Raw genomic sequence first — 17,820 nt, 5'->3', positions numbered from 1 at the left:
CTGCGCTTAGCCCACAACCAGGTTGAGCAGTTTACCCGGAACGTAAATCACTTTACGCACGGTTACGCCCTCAAGATATTTCGCCACCAGATGTTCCTGACCTGCACGCTCACGAACCTGCGCTTCGGTAGCATCTGCTGGTACGGTGACTTTGCCGCGTACCTTACCGTTAACCTGAACCACGACCAGGCGAGAATCTTCCACCATTGCTTGTTCGTCGGCCTGCGGCCACGGTGCATTGTCAACATCGCCTTCGCCGCCCAGCGACTGCCACATATCGAAGCAAACGTGTGGGGTGAACGGATAAAGCATACGCACCACGGCCAACAGCGCTTCATTCAGCAGAGCACGATCTTGCTCGCCTTCCTGAGGGGCTTTAGCCAGCTTGTTCATCAGCTCCATAATGGCGGCGATGGCGGTGTTAAAGGTCTGACGGCGGCCGATATCATCGGTCACTTTAGCGATAGTTTTATGCACATCACGACGCAGCGCTTTCTGATCTTCGCTCAGCGCGGCAATATCCAGCGCCGGAGCTGCACCGCGGCTGGTGTGCTCGTAAACCAGTTTCCAGACGCGTTTCAGGAAGCGGTTTGCGCCTTCCACGCCGGATTCCTGCCACTCGAGCGTCATGTCTGCCGGTGAAGCAAACATCATAAACAGACGCACGGTATCCGCGCCGTAGCGCTGGACCATAACCTGCGGGTCGATGCCGTTGTTTTTCGACTTCGACATTTTGCTCATGCCAGCATAGACCAGTTCACGGCCCTCTGCGTCACGGGCTTTAACAATGCGGCCTTTGTCATCACGCTCGACGATGGCTTCTGCCGGAGAGACCCAGTTGCGCTCGCCGTTGTTGCCGGTGTAGTAGAAGGCATCTGCCAGCACCATGCCCTGGCACAGCAACTGCTTAGCCGGTTCGTCGGAGTTGACCATGCCCGCGTCGCGCATCAGCTTGTGGAAGAAGCGGAAGTAGAGCAGGTGCATGATGGCGTGTTCGATACCGCCGATGTAGATATCTACCGGCAGCCAGTAGTTGGCCGCTTTGGAGTCCAGCATGCCTTTGTCGTACTGCGGGCTGGTGTAGCGCGCGTAGTACCAGGACGACTCCATAAAGGTGTCGAAGGTATCGGTTTCGCGCAGGGCAGGCATACCGTTGACGGTGGTTTTTGCCCACTCAGGATCCGCTTTGATCGGGCTGGTAATGCCGTCCATCACTACGTCTTCCGGCAGGATAACCGGGAGCTGATCTTCAGGCGTTGGCATTACGGTGCCGTCTTCCAGAGTCACCATCGGGATTGGTGCGCCCCAGTAACGCTGACGGGAAACGCCCCAGTCGCGCAGACGGAAGTTAACTTTACGCTCGCCCACGCCTTTAGCCGCTAACTTATCGGCAATGGCGTTGAACGCCTGCTGGAAGTCCAGGCCGTTGAACTCACCGGAGTTGAACAGCGCGCCTTTTTCGGTCATTGCTGCGCCAGACAGGTCCGGCTCGCTGCCGTCGGCATTGAGGATAACCGGTTTGATTTGCAGTCCGTATTTAGTGGCGAATTCCCAGTCGCGCTGGTCGTGACCCGGAACGGCCATGACCGCGCCGGTGCCGTATTCCATCAGCACGAAGTTTGCGACCCAAACTGGAACGCTTTCGCCGGTCAGAGGATGAATAGCGTTAATGCCTGTGGCAACGCCTTTCTTCTCCATAGTCGCCATATCGGCTTCGGCTACTTTGGTATTGCGGCATTCGTCGATAAACTCGGCAAGAGCCGGGTTGTTTACCGCAGCCTGCTGCGCCAGAGGGTGACCCGCGGCAACGGCCAGGTAGGTCACGCCCATGAAGGTGTCAGGGCGGGTGGTGTAAACGGTCAGCTTTTCGGCGCTGTTTTCGACGTCGAAGGTAATTTCTACGCCTTCGGAACGGCCAATCCAGTTGCGCTGCATGGTTTTAACCTGATCCGGCCAGTGGTCCAGCGTGTCCAGGTCATTCAGCAGTTCGTCGGCATAGGCGGTGATTTTAATAAACCATTGTGGAATTTCTTTACGCTCAACCTTGGTATCGCAGCGCCAGCAGCAGCCGTCGATAACCTGCTCGTTGGCCAGCACGGTCTGGTCGTTCGGGCACCAGTTAACCGCCGAGGTTTTTTTGTAAACCAGGCCTTTGTTGTACAGCTGAGTGAAGAATTGCTGTTCCCAACGGTAATATTCCGGGGTACAGGTTGCCAGCTCGCGGCTCCAGTCATAGCCAAAGCCCAGCGTTTTGAGCTGGTTTTTCATGTAATTGATGTTGTCGTAGGTCCACGGAGCCGGTGCGGTATTGTTTTTAACCGCTGCGCCTTCAGCAGGCAGACCAAACGCATCCCAGCCAATCGGCTGCATGACGTTTTTGCCCAGCATACGCTGGTAGCGTGCGATAACGTCGCCGATGGTGTAGTTGCGGACGTGGCCCATATGTAGTCGGCCAGAAGGATAGGGCAGCATTGAGAGGCAGTAATATTTCTCTTTGCCTTCGTCTTCGGTCACTTCAAAAGTACGGTTCTCTTGCCAGTGTTGCTGGACGTTGGATTCTATCTCTTCCGGGCGGTATTGCTCTTGCATGGCAGCCAGTAGTCCTGTTAATGAAAGACAGCTACGAAAGTAGCCTTTAGTGATTTGAGTTCAGACAGGCATAGCATAGCCGATTAGACAGCGGCAAAACAGCCTTTCGACGAGCCGATTGGCCTTTTCACCGTTCTGGTTAACTTGCAGTTTTTTACTCCGGGTGTGGCTAAACTAACAAAGCGTTGGCCGATTAACGTCTACTCTTAGAGTGGTTACCACACTGCAAATGCAGGAACCCTTCAAGGAGGCAGGCTAACGATGAACAAGGTTGCTCAATTTTACCGGGAACTGGTTGAGTCGCTGAGCGAGCGGCTGCGCAAGGGCGAGCGTGATATCGATGAGCTGGTCGCCAGCGCGCGCAAACAAATGAACGATACCGGCGAACTGACCCGAACCGAAATAGAAGAAGTGACGCGAGCGGTGCGCCGTGACCTGGAGGAATTTGCCCGCAGCTACGGCGAAAGCCATGAGGAGTTTACCGATAGCGTCTTTATGCGGGTGATAAAAGAAAGCCTGTGGCAGGAACTGGCGGATATCACCGACAAGACGCAGCTTGAGTGGCGTGAGGTGTTTAAAGATCTCAGCCACCACGGCGTTTATCACAGCGGCGAGGTCGTCGGGCTTGGCAATCTGGTCTGTGAGAATTGCCACCATCATATTGCGATTTACACGCCTGAAGTCTTACCTGTCTGCCCTAAGTGCGGCCATAACCAATTTCATCGCCGGCCATTCGAACCCTAAAAGAAAGCCTTCCCGTTGGGGAAGGCTTTTTACTTTGGTGACGCGACTTGTTTAGTGCAGAATTTTTGCGAGGAAGTCTTTAGCGCGTTCTGACTGCGGGTTATTGAAGAAGTCGTCTTTGTTAGAGTCCTCAACAATTTTACCCTCATCCATAAAAATAACGCGGTTCGCCACTTTGCGGGCGAAGCCCATTTCGTGGGTGACCACCATCATCGTCATGCCTTCGTTAGCCAGCTCTACCATAACGTCCAGCACTTCGTTGATCATTTCCGGATCCAGCGCGGAGGTGGGTTCGTCAAACAGCATGGCGATAGGATCCATACACAGAGCGCGAGCGATGGCCACGCGCTGCTGCTGGCCGCCCGAAAGCTGTGCCGGATATTTATCGGCATGGGCAGAAAGCCCTACGCGTTCGAGCAGTTTCAGCCCTTTGGCGCGGGAAGCGGCTTTATCACGCTTCAGCACTTTTACCTGGGCAAGCGTCAGGTTCTCGATAATCGACAGGTGCGGGAACAGCTCAAAGTGCTGGAACACCATGCCGACGTGCGAACGCAGCTGCGCCAGGTTGGTTTTTTTGTCGTTCACCTGAGTGCCGTTAACCAGGATCTCGCCTTTCTGTACCGGCTCAAGGCCGTTAACGGTTTTAATCAGCGTGGATTTACCGGAGCCGGAAGGCCCGCAAACGACCACCACTTCGCCTTTTTTCACTTCGGTGGAGCAGTCGGTCAGCACCTGAAAGTGACCATACCATTTAGAAACATTTTTCAGGGTAATCATTAAACAGTCCTTTTCTTCAAATAGCTGACCAACAACGACGCGCTAAGGCTAATAACAAAATAGACCAGACCGGCAAACAGGATCATCTCGACCTGGGTTCCGTCACGCTCGCCGATGGTCGATGCGGTACGGAAGAAGTCTGCCAGGCTCAGGACATAAACCAGCGAGGTATCCTGGAACAGCACGATGCCCTGGGTTAGCAGCAGCGGGACCATCGCGCGGAAGGCCTGCGGCAGGATAATTAACTTCATCGACTGCCACTGGGTCATGCCCAGCGCCAGCGCGGCGTTGGACTGCCCGCGAGAAATGCTCTGGATACCGGCGCGGATGATTTCCGAGTAGTAAGCGGCCTCGAACATCGAGAAGGCCACCATCGCGGAGATCAGGCGAATATCGGTCTTTGGCGACAGGCCGAGTACCGACTGCAGGAAGCCCGGCACCACCAGGTAAAACCACAGCAGCACCATCACCAGCGGCACGGAGCGGAAGACGTTGACGTAGGCGGTAGCAAACCAGGCAACGGGCTTAAAGCTCGACAACCGCATGACCGCCAGCAGCGTGCCCCAGACAATACCGATAACCACCGCGGTAACGGTGATTTTCAGCGTAATCACCAGCCCCTGCATTAAAAACGGCAGGGCGGGCAGAATAGAACTCCAGTCAAAATCGTGCATTATTTGCCTCCCATATTGCCCGGCAGGCGAATTTTACGTTCCACGATAAACATCACACCCATGATGACGGCGTTAATCAGCACGTAGGCAAGGGTGATTGCGGTAAAGGATTCATAGGCGTGCGCCGAGTAGTCCAGCAGTTTGCCCGCCTGAGCGGCCATATCCACCAGGCCGATGGTTGAAGCGATGGCCGAGTTTTTCACCAGGTTCATCATTTCGGAAGTCATCGGCGGGACGATAACGCGGTAGGCGTTAGGCAGCAGCACGTAGCGGTAAGCCTGCGGCAGCGTCAGCCCCATTGCCAGCGCGGCGTTTTTTTGCCCGCGAGGAAGAGACTGGATGGCGGCGCGAACCTGCTCGCAGACGCGGGCGGCGGTAAACAGCCCGAGGCAAATCATGGACGAAAGGAAGAACTGAATATTGGGATCCAGCTCGGACTTAAACCACATGCCGAGGTTTTCCGGCAGCAGCTCAGGGACCACCAGATACCAGGTAAAGAACTGCACTATCAGGGGGACGTTACGGAATAGCTCGACATATAGTGTGCCCAGCCCTGAAAGCCATTTATTAGGAACGGTGCGTAAAATACCGAACAGCGATCCTACCAGGAAAGCGATTATCCATGCGGTAATTGACAGGGCTACGGTGACCTGGAAGCCATTCCAAATCCAGCCCAAATAGGTTGTGTTGCCGAACGGGGCGGGCTGTAGAAAGATCCCCCAGTTCCAGTCTATAGACATAACTTACTCCGAGATAAAAAAAAGAGGGTAGCTTTTGCTACCCTCGAAGATTGATGAGAAGCCTGCGCCCGTAAGCAGATCTTTGTCTGCATTTTTAGGCGCTTCACGCCGGATGGGGAACGACCATCCGACGCATAGTCTGTCCTGGCTTCAGTTCGTCAATCGGGAGGGCGGATTCTTCCGGCCCCTGTGTTTCTAATTAGTTGAGAGCTTTGTCGTTTGGTTCCTTGAACAGCGCTTTCATTTCGTCAGAAAGGTCGAAGTTCATGTTCAGGTTCTTAGGAGGAATCGGCTGCTTGAACCATTTATCAAACCATTTGGCGGCTTCGCCAGAGGTCTGCGCCTGGGCGATGGTGCTGTCCATCAGCTTTTTGAATTCAGGGTCGTCTTTACGCAGCATACAACCGTAGGCTTCCTGGGACTGCGGCTTGCCGAGGATCTCCCAGTTGTCCGGTTTTTTGGCCTTGGCGCGCTCGCCTGCCAGCAGGGCGTCATCCATCATAAAGGCAACGGCACGGCCGCTTTCCAGGGTACGGAAGGAGTCGCCGTGGTCTTTAGCGCTGATGATGCGCATGCCCAGTTTTTGCTCGTCGTTCAGCTTGTTCAGCAGAATTTCGGAGGTGGTTCCGGAGGTCACAACAACCGTTTTACCTTTCAGATCCGGGAAGTCTTTAATCGGGCCGCCTTTTTTCACCAGCAGGCGCGTGCCGACTACAAAGATAGTGTCGGAGAAGGCTGCTTGTTTCTGACGTTCCAGGTTGTTGGTGGTTGAGCCGCATTCAAAATCGAAGGTGCCGTTTTGCAGCAGCGGAATACGGTTCTGGGAGGTAATTGGGATCAGCTTAACCTGCAGATCGGGTTTGTTGAGCTGCTTCTTCACCGCTTCAACGATGGCGTTGGAGTAGTCCTGAGAGTAGCCAACCACTTTCTGCTGGTTGTCGTAATAAGAGAAAGGTACAGATGATTCACGGTGGCCGACCACGATAACGCCATTGGCTTTGATTTTATCCAGCGTTGACTGTTGAGCCGCAGGTTTGGCGTCTTCTGCGTGGGCGATTGTTGCGCTCATGCCCATCACCAGCATTGCCGTGGCCAGTTTGCGTAATTGCATATCTAACTCCTTAATCTTAGTGCCAGAGGAGGCACGGGTATCCGATGTGAGTGTTGTGTTTTGTTGTTTTTTCATGCTGCAAAAATCGTCGAGCAATGCTCTTTTGTTAACATTTAACCTAGCTGAATGTAAAGAAATTGCTAAGAGAATGTTTATTTTTGCGAAGCGCGCCGCACCGTTTAAAGGCAAAGATATGCCAATGCACCGTAATGGTGCTTGCGATGTCGCTTTTTGGTGCATGAATTTTTTATCGCCGTCCACAGGCGGCTTATAAGGCGTCTTCGCGCCAATAAATTGATTTTTACAGTTAAAATCTAGCAAACGCTGTGCCAGAAATGAAAAAGGCCAGCAAATAAGCTGGCCTTTATAGAGGGAGGAGGATTACTTTTTGTTACGGTTGCGCAGGCTCATCACCAGCGCGCCGAAGCCGAACAGGGCGGTAATGACCCACAGCGGCCAGAAACCGAAGCGCGCATACGGCGTTAAGCCACGGGTTGGCGTCACTTTAGCTTCCAGTACGTCGCGGGTGAACTGCGGGAGCACGTTGGTAATATCACCTTCGGCATTTACCACGGCGGTTACGCCGTTATTGGTGCTGCGCAACAGTGGGCGGCCCAGTTCAAGGGAACGCATACGCGCCATTTGCAGGTGCTGCCATGGGCCAATCGATTTCCCGAACCACGCATCGTTAGAGATGGTCAGCAGGAAGTCGGTGTCCGGGCGGAAGTTATCCCGCACCTGTTCGCCAAGAATAATCTCGTAGCAAATCGCCGCCGTCAGTTTGATTCCGTTAGATTCCAGCTGCGGCTGAACATACGGGCCGCGGCTGAAAGAGGACATCGGTAAATCAAAGAACGGTGCCAGCGGGCGCAGAATAGACTCCAGCGGTACAAACTCACCGAACGGCACGAGGTGATTTTTGTTGTAGCGATTAGCGCTGGTGTAGCCGTACGGACTGCCTTCACCCAGGGTAATAATGGTGTTGTAGGTGTCGTAGCGGTTTTGCTTGTTCAGGCGCGCATCGACTATCCCGGTAATCAGCGAGCTGTGCTTTGAACGCAGCAGGTCGTCCATCATGGTCAGGAACGGCTGCTGGTTAATCTCGAGATCGGAAATAGCCGATTCTGGCCAGATAATCAGCTGCGCTTTGCCCATTTCAGGCTGAGTTTTATCAAGATAGATTTTCAGCGTGTCGAGCAGCTGGCTTTCGTTCCATTTCAGCGACTGGGGAATATCGCCCTGGACCATCGCGACTTCAACGGGACGCTCGCTCTGCGGCTGGAACCACTGAATGGTCCGCAGCGGCCACGGAAGCAACAGCAAAGCGACGGAGACAACGGCAGGCGCCCATTTACGCATTTGCAGCGCGTAAACCAGCAGGCCGCTGATAATCATCAGCAGGAAGGTGATGCTATCGACGCCCAGAATCGGCGCGATGCCTTTTAGCGGGCCGTCTATCTGGCTATAGCCGAACTGAAGCCACGGGAAGCCCGTTAGCACCCAGCCGCGCAGAAACTCGGTTATCTGCCAGACTACCGGCGCGGCAATAGCGACGCGCCACCAGGTGGTTTTTGGCCACAGGCGGCTAAGTATTCCGGCAAACAGGCCGGTATACAGTGACAGATAAGCGGCGAGAAGCACCACCAGGAACACGTTAACCGGGCCGGGCATGCCGCCAAACTGGGCGATGCTGACATACACCCAGTTAATGCCGCTGCCGAACAGGCCAAGCCCCCAGAAGAAGCCTATCCACGCGCTTTGCGTCGGGCGACGGTTTAGCGTTAGCCCCTGTAAACCGGCCAGAGAGACAATAGCCGCCGGCCAGAAGTCATAGGGAGAAAAGGCCAGCGTCCCGCAGGCGCCAAAGAAAAGCGCCAGCAGCAGGCGAACGCGCTGGCGTTGAAGTTGTTGAGCTATAGCCATAGCTGAGTTAGTCGTCCAGTTTTGGTTGCGGCGAGTCGTCCGGAATTCTGACATGAACCTGAATAATACGGCGGCTATCTGCCATGGCGACTTTGAACTGGTAACCATCTATTTCAATGGTTTCGCCGCGAGCGGGCAGGTGCCCAAACGCCTGCATAACCAGGCCGCCGATCGTATCGACCTCTTCGTCGCTAAAGTGCGTGTCGAAGGTGTCGTTGAAGTCTTCGATAGAAGCCAGAGCCCGAACCGTCCACGTATGGCGGCTGAGCTGACGGAAATCGCCGTCTTCCTCATCGTCGTACTCATCTTCGATTTCGCCGACGATAAGCTCAAGAATATCTTCGATGGTGACAAGGCCGGAAACGCCGCCGAACTCGTCTATCACAATCGCCATGTGGTAGCGCTGCTGGCGAAACTCTTTCAGCATGCGGTCGACGCGCTTGCTCTCAGGTACAACAACCACCTGACGTAACACTTTTTCCATGCTAAACGGCTCGGAATCGCTGCGCATAAACGGCAGCAGATCTTTCGCCATCAGAATCCCTTCGATGTGATCTTTATCTTCGCTAATGACCGGGAAGCGGGAGTGGGCGGACTCGATAATAACGTCCAGGCACTCGTCCAGGGTCTGATTGTGCTTGAGCGTCACCATCTGCGAACGTGGGATCATGATATCGCGAACGCGCTGGTCGGCGATGTCCATTACCCCTTCGAGCATGTCGCGGGTGTCCTGATCTATAAGATCGTTTTGCTCAGAATCACGAATAAGCGTCAGCAGATCGTCACGGTTTTTTGGCTCACCGTGGAATAGCTGGTTGAGAATCAGGGAAAAGAATCCCTTTTTACTGGCAGGCGTGTCACTGTTCTGTGAGTTGTCGTCGCTCATGGCGTTTGGTTTGAGGCCTCATATTAATCAATTACTAACAGGCAGCCTGATGGTACGCTGCCTGCGCTTTACTGCGGCTCAGGGAAAGCCCTGAACCGACTATTCTTTCTCGGCAATGTACGGATCGGCATACCCAAGAGCAAGCATTATCTCCGTTTCCAGCGCTTCCATCTCTTCGGCTTCTTCATCTTCTATATGATCATAGCCGAGCAGATGCAGGCTGCCGTGTACCACCATGTGCGCCCAGTGGGCTTCCAGCGGCTTCTCCTGCTCTTTGGCTTCCTGCTCAACCACCTGACGGCAGATTATCAGGTCGCCGAGCAGCGGCAGCTCAATGCCCGGAGGCGCTTCAAACGGGAAAGAAAGCACGTTGGTGGGCTTATCTTTACCGCGATAGGTCAGGTTAAGATCGTGGCTCTCGGCTTCATCAACCAGACGAACGGTCACTTCCGACTCTTCCTGGAACTGAGGAATAACGGCATTTAACCAACGCTGAAATTGAGCCTCTTCCGGCAGGCCGCTGGCGTCTTCGCAGGCGTTCTGTAAATCTAAAATAACCTGACTCATTTACTCTCCTGAGCGCTGGCTTGCAGGGCCAGGGCTTCGCGTTTACGCTCGGCCGCAAGCTCGTCTTTACGTTTTTGATCGGCGCTTTCCCATGCCTCGTAGGCGTTAACGATGCGGGCAACCACCGGGTGGCGCACCACGTCTTCGCTATTGAGGAAGTTAAAGCTGATTTCGTCCACTTCTGACAGCACGTCTATCGCGTGGCGCAGGCCTGACTTCAGGTTGCGCGGCAGGTCTATCTGCGTGACGTCGCCGGTGATAACCGCTTTGGAGTTAAAGCCAATGCGGGTCAGGAACATTTTCATCTGTTCGGTCGTAGTGTTCTGGCTTTCGTCGAGGATAACAAAGGCGTCGTTCAGCGTGCGGCCGCGCATATAGGCCAGCGGCGCGACTTCAATGACGTTGCGCTCGATGAGCTTTTCGACCTTCTCAAAGCCAAGCATCTCAAACAGGGCGTCGTACAGCGGGCGCAGATAAGGGTCCACCTTCTGGCTTAAATCACCCGGCAGGAAGCCAAGCTTTTCGCCCGCTTCGACGGCGGGGCGGGTCAGCAGAATTCGGCGAATCTCCTGGCGCTCGAGCGCGTCAACCGCGGCTGCAACGGCGAGATAGGTTTTCCCCGTCCCGGCAGGGCCGATGCCGAAGGTAATGTCGTGGTCGAGAATATTGGCAATGTACTGTGCCTGGTTAGGCGTACGTGGTTTGATAACCCCACGTTTGGTCTTAATGTTGATTGCTTTGCCGTAATCAGGAACGCTGTCCGCCGTTTGCTCCAGCACGCGGCTTTCTTTTATAGCGAGGTGGATCTGCTCCGGGTTGATATCCTGGCTCTGGCCGCGCATTGGCGCGGTATCCACGTACAAATGGCGCAAAATATCCGCGGCGGCGTTAACTGAGAGATCCCGGCCGGTGAGTCTGAAGTGATTGTCACGGCGGTTGATTTCAATTCCCAGTCGGCGCTCCAGCTGTTTGATGTTGTCATCAAACGGGCCGCACAGGCTAAGCAGGCGGGCGTTATCCGCAGGTTCCAGCGTTAATTCTCTTGTTTCGATATTCAAACTTATCCTCTGGGTCACTCGGGGCCAGTTAGAGTAAACGGTCTCGCTTCGCCGAAAATTTCGTTCCGGCTACAGGGAAATTATTTATCCCGTGTCGTGATGGCGCAAGCGTCGCAATTGATATTTGGGTGATGTATTCAGAATGCAAGTACGGGCGATGAGATTCGTTGCCGGAGCACGATGTTAGCGCTCCGGCAGCGGCAAAGAAGGATTATGGCTGGTAGAAACCTACGCCAGAGTCGTTCTCTTTGCGGGTACGGGCGATAACGGATGCCGGCGTTTCGGCGATGCGCAGGCCCATCTCATCTTCGGTGCGAACCAGCGTGGCGCGCAGCGAGTTGGTCAGGACTTCGGTTATCTCAACATCGACGAATTTGCCAATCATGTCCGGCGTGCCTTCGAAGTTCACCACGCGGTTATTTTCGGTACGCCCGGAGAGCTGCATGATGCTTTTGCGCGAGGTGCCTTCAACCAAAATACGTTGCACCGTACCGAGCATTTTGCGGCTCCACTCCATTACCTGCTGGTTAATGCGGTCCTGCAGAATATAGAGGCGCTGCTTCTTCTCTTCTTCCGGAACGTCATCCACCATGTCCGCCGCCGGTGTACCCGGGCGGGCAGAGAAGATAAAGCTGAAGCTGGTATCGAAGTTAACGTCGGCGATAAGCTTCATGGTTTGCTCGAAGTCCTGGCGGGTTTCGCCCGGGAAGCCGACGATGAAGTCAGAGCTTATCTGAATATCCGGGCGCGCCGCGCGCAGCTTGCGGATAGTCGATTTATATTCCAGCGCGGTGTGGGTGCGGCCCATCATATTCAGCACGCGGTCGGCACCGCTCTGAATCGGCAGGTGCAGGAAGCTCACCAGCTCCGGCGTGTCGCGATACACTTCGATAATATCGTCGGTGAATTCGATCGGGTGGCTGGTGGTAAAACGAATGCGATCGATGCCGTCGATGGCGGCCACCAGGCGCAGCAGTTCTGCAAAAGAGCAGATACCGCCGTCGTAGGACGCGCCGCGGTATGCGTTAACGTTCTGGCCGAGCAGGTTAACTTCACGCACGCCCTGGGCCGCCAGTTGGGCAACCTCAAACAGAATATCGTCGCACGGGCGGCTGACCTCTTCTCCACGGGTGTACGGCACCACGCAGTAGGTGCAATATTTATTGCAGCCTTCCATTATCGAAACAAAGGCGGTTGGGCCTTCGGCTTTTGGCTCCGGCAGGCGGTCGAATTTTTCGATTTCCGGGAAGCTGACGTCAACCACCGGGCTGCGGGTACCGCGAACCTGGTTGATCATTTCCGGCAGGCGGTGCAGGGTTTGCGGCCCGAAGACGATATCCACATAATGCGCGCGCTGGCGAATTTTTTTCCCTTCCTGGGAGGCGACGCAGCCGCCAACGCCGATGATAACATCCGGTCTTTTGGCTTTGATGTGCTTCCAGCGGCCAAGCAGATGAAACACCTTTTCCTGCGCTTTTTCGCGGATGGAACAGGTGTTCAGCAGCAGGACATCCGCTTCATCAGCGTTCTCGGTCAGCGTAAAGCCGTGGGTGCTATCCAGCAGGTCGGCCATCTTGGATGAATCGTATTCGTTCATCTGACAGCCCCAGGTTTTTATATGGAGTTTTTTTGTCATCGACTTGCCATTGCTCAGGTGAAGCCAGGAATTAAGCCCGATAGTGTAATGCTTTGCCATGGATGTGACCAGCCTGGGAAAAGTCAGTAGAATCAGCTGAGATAAATTAAGGAAAGTGACTCATGGCAAATCAAGCAATTGAAGTGGCCGTTGTCGGCGGCGGTATGGTCGGCGCGGCAGCGGCGCTGGGGCTGGCGCAAAGCGGCTTCAGGGTTGCGGTTATTGAGCATCAGGCTCCCGAGGCTTTTGTCGCCGATAGCCAGCCTGACGTCAGAATTTCGGCAATCAGCAGCGCGTCGGTTGGCGTGCTGAAATCTCTGGGCGTCTGGGATAGCGTGCTGGCAATGCGTGCGCACCCTTATCGTCGCCTTGAAACCTGGGAATGGGAGAGCGCTCACGTTGGTTTCGACGCTGCCGAACTGGGCTTACCCGAGCTTGGTTTTATGGTGGAGAATAACGTTCTGCAACGTGCGCTTTGGGGCGCGCTGGAAGCTCACCCTCAGGTTTCGCTGCTTTGCCCGGCCAGTCTGAACAAAATACACCGGCGCCAGCAGGGCTGGACGCTGGAGTTTAGTGCGGGCGATACGCTTGATGCGGCGATGGTGATTGGCGCTGACGGGGCGAACTCTCAGGTCAGACAATGGGCCGGGATTGGCATTCACGCCTGGCAGTACCGTCAGTCCTGTATGCTGATTACCGTGAAATGCGAATCGGCCCCGGGCGACAGCACCTGGCAGCATTTTACCCCGACCGGACCACATGCGTTTTTACCGCTGTTCGACAACTGGGCTTCGCTGGTCTGGTACGACACTCCGGCGCGTATTCGCCAGCTGCAAAGCATGAATATGCCGCAACTGCAAAAAGCGATTGCGGCCGCCTTCCCGAGCCGACTTGGGGCGGTGACTCCGCTCGCCAGCGGCGCTTTCCCTCTGACTCGCCGCCATGCGCTAGAGTACGTTCAGCCTGGGCTGGCGTTGATTGGCGATGCCGCGCATACCATCCATCCTCTGGCGGGCCAGGGCGTGAATCTCGGCTATCGTGATGTGGAAGCTTTGCTTGAGGTGATGATTAACGCTCGTAGCCACGGGGAAGACTGGGCGAGCTCGGCAATTCTTAAGCGCTACCAGGCACGCAGGCAGGCGGATAACTTCCTGATGCAAAGTGGAATGGATCTGTTCTACGCAGGGTTCAGCAATACGCTGTCACCGCTGCGCGTGGTGCGAAATCTTGGTCTGATGGCGGCAGAAAGAGCGGGCGGTCTGAAACGTAAAGCGCTGAAATACGCTCTGGGACTCTAAACTTGATACCCTCTCCCCGTGGGAGAGGGTATCAGGCAACTCTGTTTCTGACAGAAAAGCAAAAAGCCCGCTTGCGCGGGCTTTTCATTGTGTGGCTGGGGTACGAGGATTCGAACCTCGGAATGCTGGTATCAGAAACCAGAGCCTTACCGCTTGGCGATACCCCAACGGGTTGCGCTCACAAGTGAACGACTTTTTAAATTGGCTGGGGTACGAGGATTCGAACCTCGGAATGCTGGTATCAGAAACCAGAGCCTTACCGCTTGGCGATACCCCAACAATTTTTTAGGATTTATCGAACTTAATCAATAACTCCGTTGTATGGTGGCTACGACGGGATTCGAACCTGTGACCCCATCATTATGAGTGATGTGCTCTAACCAGCTGAGCTACGTAGCCAAATCTTAACATATTCTTCGATGGCTGGGGTACCTGGATTCGAACCAGGGAATGCCGGTATCAAAAACCGGTGCCTTACCGCTTGGCGATACCCCAATGACCGTCGCGGTGAACCGCTAATATCGAAGAATTGTGGCTGGGGTACCTGGATTCGAACCAGGGAATGCCGGTATCAAAAACCGGTGCCTTACCGCTTGGCGATACCCCATCCGTGCAACGCGGTAAAAGGAAATGGTGCGGGAGGCGAGACTTGAACTCGCACACCTTGCGGCGCCAGAACCTAAATCTGGTGCGTCTACCAATTTCGCCACTCCCGCAAAAAGATGGTGGCTACGACGGGATTCGAACCTGTGACCCCATCATTATGAGTGATGTGCTCTAACCAGCTGAGCTACGTAGCCATCTTTTTTGCGTAACCTTATCGGCGTTGCGGGGCGCATTATGCTGAGTTGACTCTACAGCGTCAACTAGTTTTTTCCCGAAAACCCGCTCAGAATGCTCGTTTGAATGACTTGCGAACAGCTTGCTTGAAATATCGACAATAACGGCGGGTTTTGATTTTAATTGCGGTTAAAAACAGGGATAAAGCCTCAGCGATAATACAGAAACAACAACGGGCCAAAAGGCCCGTTGTTTTACGCTAAATCGCTTATTAATAAGCGGCCTGATGCACGCCAACCGCGCGTCCTGACGGATCGTTCATGTTTTTAAACGACTCATCCCACTCGATGGCTTTAGCAGAAGAACAGGCAACGGAAGGGCCGCCCGGTACACACTCAGCCGCGCTTTGCAGCGGGAACAGTTCTTCGAAGATTTCGCGGTACAGGTACGCCTCTTTAGAACCCGGCGTGTTGTACGGGAAACGGTAGCTGGCGGTAGCCAACTGCTGGTCGCTAATCTGTTCGGCCGCCACTTCTTTCAGCGTATCAATCCAGCTATAGCCCACGCCGTCAGAGAACTGCTCTTTTTGGCGCCAGGCGACGCTTGCCGGCAGGTAAGACTCGAAGCATTCGCGCAGCACGTGCTTCTCCATTTTACCGTTGCCGCACATTTTATCCTGCGGGTTGATGCGCATCGCCACGTCGAGGAATTTCTTGTCGAGGAACGGTACGCGCGCTTCCACGCCCCAGGCGGACATCGCCTTGTTGGCTCGGGCGCAGTCAAACATATGCAGCGCCTGCAGTTTGCGTACGGTTTCTTCGTGCAGCTCTTTAGCGTTTGGCGCCTTATGGAAATACAGATAGCCGCCAAATACTTCGTCAGAACCTTCGCCAGAGAGCACCATTTTAATGCCCATCGCCTTGATCTTACGCGACATCAGATACATCGGGGTAGAGGCCCTGATGGTGGTCACATCGTAGGTTTCGATGTGGTAGATAACGTCGCGTATAGCGTCCAGACCTTCCTGAACGGTAAAGTGAATCTCATGGTGAACCGTGCCGAGATGGTTTGCCACTTCCTGAGCGGCCTTAAGATCCGGCGCACCTTCCAGGCCCACGGCGAAGGAGTGCAGCTGCGGCCACCAGGCTTCGCTGCGCTCTTCGTCTTCAACGCGGCGGGCGGCAAATTTCTTGGTAATCGCGGAGATAACCGAAGAGTCCAGCCCGCCGGACAGCAGCACGCCGTAAGGCACATCGGACATCAGGTGGCTCTTCACGGAATCTTCCAGCGCCTGGCGCAGGGCATTTTTATCCGTCACGTTGTCTTTAACTTCTTCGTAGCTGAACCAGTCACGCTGGTAGTAGCTGCGAATTTCGCCGTCTTTGCTCCACAGGTAACTTCCGGCCGGGAACTCTTTAATGGTGCGGCAAACCGGCACCAGGGCTTTCATTTCGGAAGCAACGTACATGTTGCCGTGCTCGTCGTGGCCCATATACAGCGGAATAATGCCGATGTGGTCGCGGCCAATCAGGTAGGCGTCCTGCTCGCTGTCGTAGAGGGCGAAAGCAAACATCCCCTGCAGGTCGTCGAGGAATTCAGGGCCTTTCTCCTGGTAAAGCGCCAGGATAACTTCGCAGTCTGAGCCGGTCTGGAACTGATAGCGGTCACCGTATTCAGCGCGCAGGGCCTGGTGATTATAGATTTCACCGTTAACCGCCAGGGCGTGAGTTTTCTCGACGTTGTACAGAGGCTGAGCACCGGCGTTGACGTCGACAATCGACAGTCGCTCGTGAACCAGAATCGCTTTGTCGCTGGCGTAGACGCCGGACCAGTCGGGGCCGCGGTGGCGCATCAGACGTGATAATTCCAGCGCTTTTTTGCGCAATTCAACTGCATCGGTTTTGATATCGAGAACGCCGAAAATAGAACACATAGAACTTCTCCGTACACTTGCCTGAGCGATTTGAGTTGTGATGCTGCGTTGCCGTTTTTGCTTTTTACTGCGGCTTTGCTGCGTTGCTTAATAATGAAAATGCTCAATCGCTGAAGGGAATGCAAGGGATTTAGTGTTCTGCTGATAAATAGTTAAGTGAGGATTGCCGATCTCTGAAAAATGCGGATGTTTTGGCCCTGAAAATTAGCGGATCGGCAATTTTTAACATTTGGAGGCAGATTTTATTCATCCAAATGCGGGGGTTTTTGCGGATAAATAAAAACGCCGGCGGATTGGCCGGCGTTACGCTTAGAAGATGTCGATTTCCGCGACCGAAGGATAAATCCAGCTCGGCCGGAACGGCATGTCGTCTACGTTATTCAGGCTGGAAACGCCGGACAGCACCAGAATGGTTTCAAGGCCGGCCTGGAAGCCTGCCAGAATATCGGTGCGCAGGTTGTCGCCGACAATCACGGTTTGCTCGGAGTGGGCCTGCATTTTGTTCAACGCAGCGCGGATGATCCACGGGCTCGGTTTGCCGACATAAAACGGCTCGCGGCCGGAGATTTTTTCGATACCGGCGCAAAGCGCACCGCAGGCCGGGCTAAAACCGTGGCCGTGGCTGTCCGGGTTGGTGGCAATAAAGCGCGCCCCGTTTGCCACAAAGTAAGCGGCCTTGTGCATCATTTCCCAGTTGAAGGAGCGGGTTTCGCCGACGATGACAAAATCCGGGTTGATGTCGGTAATGGTGAAGCCTGCTTTATACAGCTCATGGATCAGCGCGCCTTCGCCAACTACATAGGCCTTTTTACCTTCCTGGCGGCGCAGAAAATCTGCCGTTGCCATTGCGGAGGTGTAAAACACGCTCTCCGGCACGTCAATGCCTGCGGAAGCAAAGCGGTTGGCAAGATCCTGGCTGGTCTGGGAAGGGTAGTTGGTCAGCAACACCAGCGGGAATCCCTTCTCAAGGATGCGTGCCAGAAACTCATTAGCGCCCGGCACGGCAACATTGTCGTGCATCAGCACGCCGTCGATATCACAAATTACGTTCTGAATGGTGGTCATTAACAACTCTGGCTCACGGAAAAGAAGGCGGTAACTATA

Annotated in this window: 15 protein-coding genes and 7 tRNA genes; 3 read left to right on the top strand and 19 right to left on the bottom strand. The window is 54.6% G+C overall.

Annotated features, from left to right (window positions below; genetic code table 11):
* Window positions 1–6: 6 nt before the first annotated feature.
* Entirely contained in the window at window positions 7–2,589 is a 2,583-nt protein-coding gene (leuS, locus tag ACG1VR_RS17080; protein ID WP_395489392.1) for a leucine--tRNA ligase, read from the bottom strand.
* A gap of 261 nt (window positions 2,590–2,850) precedes the next feature.
* Between leuS and ACG1VR_RS17075 the strand changes: the two genes are divergently transcribed.
* Window positions 2,851–3,333 (top strand): zinc ribbon-containing protein, encoded by a 483-nt coding sequence (locus ACG1VR_RS17075; RefSeq protein WP_016535358.1) that lies wholly within the window; start codon window positions 2,851–2,853, stop codon window positions 3,331–3,333.
* 51 nt (window positions 3,334–3,384) lie between these two features.
* Here ACG1VR_RS17075 and ACG1VR_RS17070 read toward each other — a convergent pair whose 3' ends face one another.
* The 4 genes from ACG1VR_RS17070 to ACG1VR_RS17055 all read right to left on the bottom strand — a co-directional run bounded on the left by ACG1VR_RS17070 (window position 3,385) and on the right by ACG1VR_RS17055 (window position 6,635).
* On the bottom strand, window positions 3,385–4,110 hold the full coding sequence (locus tag ACG1VR_RS17070) for an amino acid ABC transporter ATP-binding protein (protein ID WP_016535359.1): 726 nt from the start codon (window positions 4,108–4,110) through the stop codon (window positions 3,385–3,387).
* Entirely contained in the window at window positions 4,110–4,784 is a 675-nt protein-coding gene (gltK, locus tag ACG1VR_RS17065) for a glutamate/aspartate ABC transporter permease GltK (protein WP_016535360.1), read from the bottom strand. Before gltK ends, ACG1VR_RS17070 begins: the two co-directional genes overlap by 1 nt.
* A complete protein-coding gene (locus ACG1VR_RS17060; protein WP_395489391.1) occupies window positions 4,784–5,524 on the bottom strand; it encodes an amino acid ABC transporter permease in 741 nt (246 codons plus the stop codon). Before ACG1VR_RS17060 ends, gltK begins: the two co-directional genes overlap by 1 nt.
* Before the next feature lie 199 nt (window positions 5,525–5,723).
* The gene (locus tag ACG1VR_RS17055; RefSeq protein WP_039897996.1) at window positions 5,724–6,635 is read right to left on the bottom strand and encodes an amino acid ABC transporter substrate-binding protein; all 912 of its coding nucleotides are present in this window, start codon (window positions 6,633–6,635) and stop codon (window positions 5,724–5,726) included.
* Between the two features lie 46 nt (window positions 6,636–6,681).
* Between ACG1VR_RS17055 and ACG1VR_RS17050 the strand changes: the two genes are divergently transcribed.
* Window positions 6,682–6,909, top strand: a complete 228-nt coding sequence (locus ACG1VR_RS17050) for a hypothetical protein (protein ID WP_395489390.1) — start codon at window positions 6,682–6,684, stop codon at window positions 6,907–6,909.
* 107 nt (window positions 6,910–7,016) lie between these two features.
* Here ACG1VR_RS17050 and lnt read toward each other — a convergent pair whose 3' ends face one another.
* The 5 genes from lnt to miaB form a co-directional block, all read right to left on the bottom strand.
* Window positions 7,017–8,558 carry an apolipoprotein N-acyltransferase gene (lnt, locus tag ACG1VR_RS17045; protein ID WP_016535364.1) on the bottom strand — a complete coding sequence of 514 codons (1,542 nt, stop codon included), beginning with the start codon at window positions 8,556–8,558 and terminating at the stop codon, window positions 7,017–7,019.
* A 7-nt stretch (window positions 8,559–8,565) separates the two neighbouring features.
* Window positions 8,566–9,444 carry a CNNM family magnesium/cobalt transport protein CorC gene (corC, locus tag ACG1VR_RS17040; RefSeq protein ID WP_016535365.1) on the bottom strand — a complete coding sequence of 293 codons (879 nt, stop codon included), beginning with the start codon at window positions 9,442–9,444 and terminating at the stop codon, window positions 8,566–8,568.
* Window positions 9,445–9,543: 99 nt separating this feature from the next.
* Window positions 9,544–10,011, bottom strand: coding sequence for an rRNA maturation RNase YbeY (gene ybeY / locus ACG1VR_RS17035; RefSeq protein WP_016535366.1), 468 nt, complete (start codon window positions 10,009–10,011; stop codon window positions 9,544–9,546).
* Complete coding sequence (locus ACG1VR_RS17030) at window positions 10,008–11,069, bottom strand: PhoH family protein (protein WP_039897997.1); 1,062 nt, start codon at window positions 11,067–11,069, stop codon at window positions 10,008–10,010. The genes ybeY and ACG1VR_RS17030 overlap by 4 nt, the downstream gene beginning before the upstream one ends.
* A 211-nt stretch (window positions 11,070–11,280) precedes the next feature.
* Entirely contained in the window at window positions 11,281–12,705 is a 1,425-nt protein-coding gene (gene miaB / locus ACG1VR_RS17025) for a tRNA (N6-isopentenyl adenosine(37)-C2)-methylthiotransferase MiaB (protein WP_039899143.1), read from the bottom strand.
* Window positions 12,706–12,827: 122 nt separating this feature from the next.
* On the opposite strand from miaB, the gene ubiF reads away from it, so the two are divergent.
* Window positions 12,828–14,003 carry a 3-demethoxyubiquinol 3-hydroxylase gene (gene ubiF / locus ACG1VR_RS17020; RefSeq protein ID WP_395489389.1) on the top strand — a complete coding sequence of 392 codons (1,176 nt, stop codon included), beginning with the start codon at window positions 12,828–12,830 and terminating at the stop codon, window positions 14,001–14,003.
* A 92-nt stretch (window positions 14,004–14,095) separates the two neighbouring features.
* Here the strand turns inward: ubiF and ACG1VR_RS17015 are convergent.
* The 9 genes from ACG1VR_RS17015 to ACG1VR_RS16975 all read right to left on the bottom strand — a co-directional run bounded on the left by ACG1VR_RS17015 (window position 14,096) and on the right by ACG1VR_RS16975 (window position 17,781).
* Window positions 14,096–14,170 (bottom strand) — tRNA-Gln (locus ACG1VR_RS17015).
* Window positions 14,171–14,205: 35 nt separating this feature from the next.
* A tRNA-Gln gene (locus ACG1VR_RS17010) sits at window positions 14,206–14,280 on the bottom strand.
* A 45-nt stretch (window positions 14,281–14,325) separates the two neighbouring features.
* A tRNA-Met gene (locus ACG1VR_RS17005) sits at window positions 14,326–14,402 on the bottom strand.
* 21 nt (window positions 14,403–14,423) lie between these two features.
* Window positions 14,424–14,498, bottom strand: a tRNA-Gln gene (locus ACG1VR_RS17000).
* A 37-nt stretch (window positions 14,499–14,535) separates the two neighbouring features.
* Window positions 14,536–14,610: transfer RNA gene (locus ACG1VR_RS16995), tRNA-Gln, on the bottom strand.
* Window positions 14,611–14,634: 24 nt separating this feature from the next.
* A tRNA-Leu gene (locus ACG1VR_RS16990) sits at window positions 14,635–14,719 on the bottom strand.
* A gap of 7 nt (window positions 14,720–14,726) precedes the next feature.
* Window positions 14,727–14,803, bottom strand: a tRNA-Met gene (locus ACG1VR_RS16985).
* Between the two features lie 251 nt (window positions 14,804–15,054).
* Window positions 15,055–16,716: an asparagine synthase B gene (gene asnB, locus ACG1VR_RS16980; protein WP_016535371.1), complete on the bottom strand. Its 1,662-nt coding sequence runs from the start codon at window positions 16,714–16,716 to the stop codon at window positions 15,055–15,057.
* Between the two features lie 309 nt (window positions 16,717–17,025).
* On the bottom strand, window positions 17,026–17,781 hold the full coding sequence (locus ACG1VR_RS16975) for an HAD-IIA family hydrolase (RefSeq protein WP_016535373.1): 756 nt from the start codon (window positions 17,779–17,781) through the stop codon (window positions 17,026–17,028).
* Window positions 17,782–17,820: the final 39 nt, after the last annotated feature.

Source organism: Cedecea davisae, from assembly GCF_044095835.1.
Lineage (GTDB): Bacteria > Pseudomonadota > Gammaproteobacteria > Enterobacterales > Enterobacteriaceae > Cedecea > Cedecea davisae.
This window is presented reverse-complemented; position numbering and strand designations above follow the sequence as displayed.

Bases quoted from the DNA above. Each gene is read 5' to 3' on its own strand.
- ACG1VR_RS17070 (WP_016535359.1), bottom strand. From the start codon at position 4,110: ATGATTACCCTGAAAAATGTTTCTAAATGGTATGGTCACTTTCAGGTG.
- ybeY (WP_016535366.1), bottom strand. From the start codon at position 10,011: ATGAGTCAGGTTATTTTAGATTTACAGAACGCCTGCGAAGACGCCAGC.
- asnB (WP_016535371.1), bottom strand. From the start codon at position 16,716: ATGTGTTCTATTTTCGGCGTTCTCGATATCAAAACCGATGCAGTTGAA.
- miaB (WP_039899143.1), bottom strand. From the start codon at position 12,705: ATGACAAAAAAACTCCATATAAAAACCTGGGGCTGTCAGATGAACGAA.
- ACG1VR_RS17075 (WP_016535358.1), top strand. From the start codon at position 2,851: ATGAACAAGGTTGCTCAATTTTACCGGGAACTGGTTGAGTCGCTGAGC.
- lnt (WP_016535364.1), bottom strand. From the start codon at position 8,558: ATGGCTATAGCTCAACAACTTCAACGCCAGCGCGTTCGCCTGCTGCTG.
- ACG1VR_RS17055 (WP_039897996.1), bottom strand. From the start codon at position 6,635: ATGCAATTACGCAAACTGGCCACGGCAATGCTGGTGATGGGCATGAGC.
- gltK (WP_016535360.1), bottom strand. From the start codon at position 4,784: ATGCACGATTTTGACTGGAGTTCTATTCTGCCCGCCCTGCCGTTTTTA.
- ACG1VR_RS16975 (WP_016535373.1), bottom strand. From the start codon at position 17,781: ATGACCACCATTCAGAACGTAATTTGTGATATCGACGGCGTGCTGATG.
- ubiF (WP_395489389.1), top strand. From the start codon at position 12,828: ATGGCAAATCAAGCAATTGAAGTGGCCGTTGTCGGCGGCGGTATGGTC.
- ACG1VR_RS17060 (WP_395489391.1), bottom strand. From the start codon at position 5,524: ATGTCTATAGACTGGAACTGGGGGATCTTTCTACAGCCCGCCCCGTTC.
- leuS (WP_395489392.1), bottom strand. From the start codon at position 2,589: ATGCAAGAGCAATACCGCCCGGAAGAGATAGAATCCAACGTCCAGCAA.
- corC (WP_016535365.1), bottom strand. From the start codon at position 9,444: ATGAGCGACGACAACTCACAGAACAGTGACACGCCTGCCAGTAAAAAG.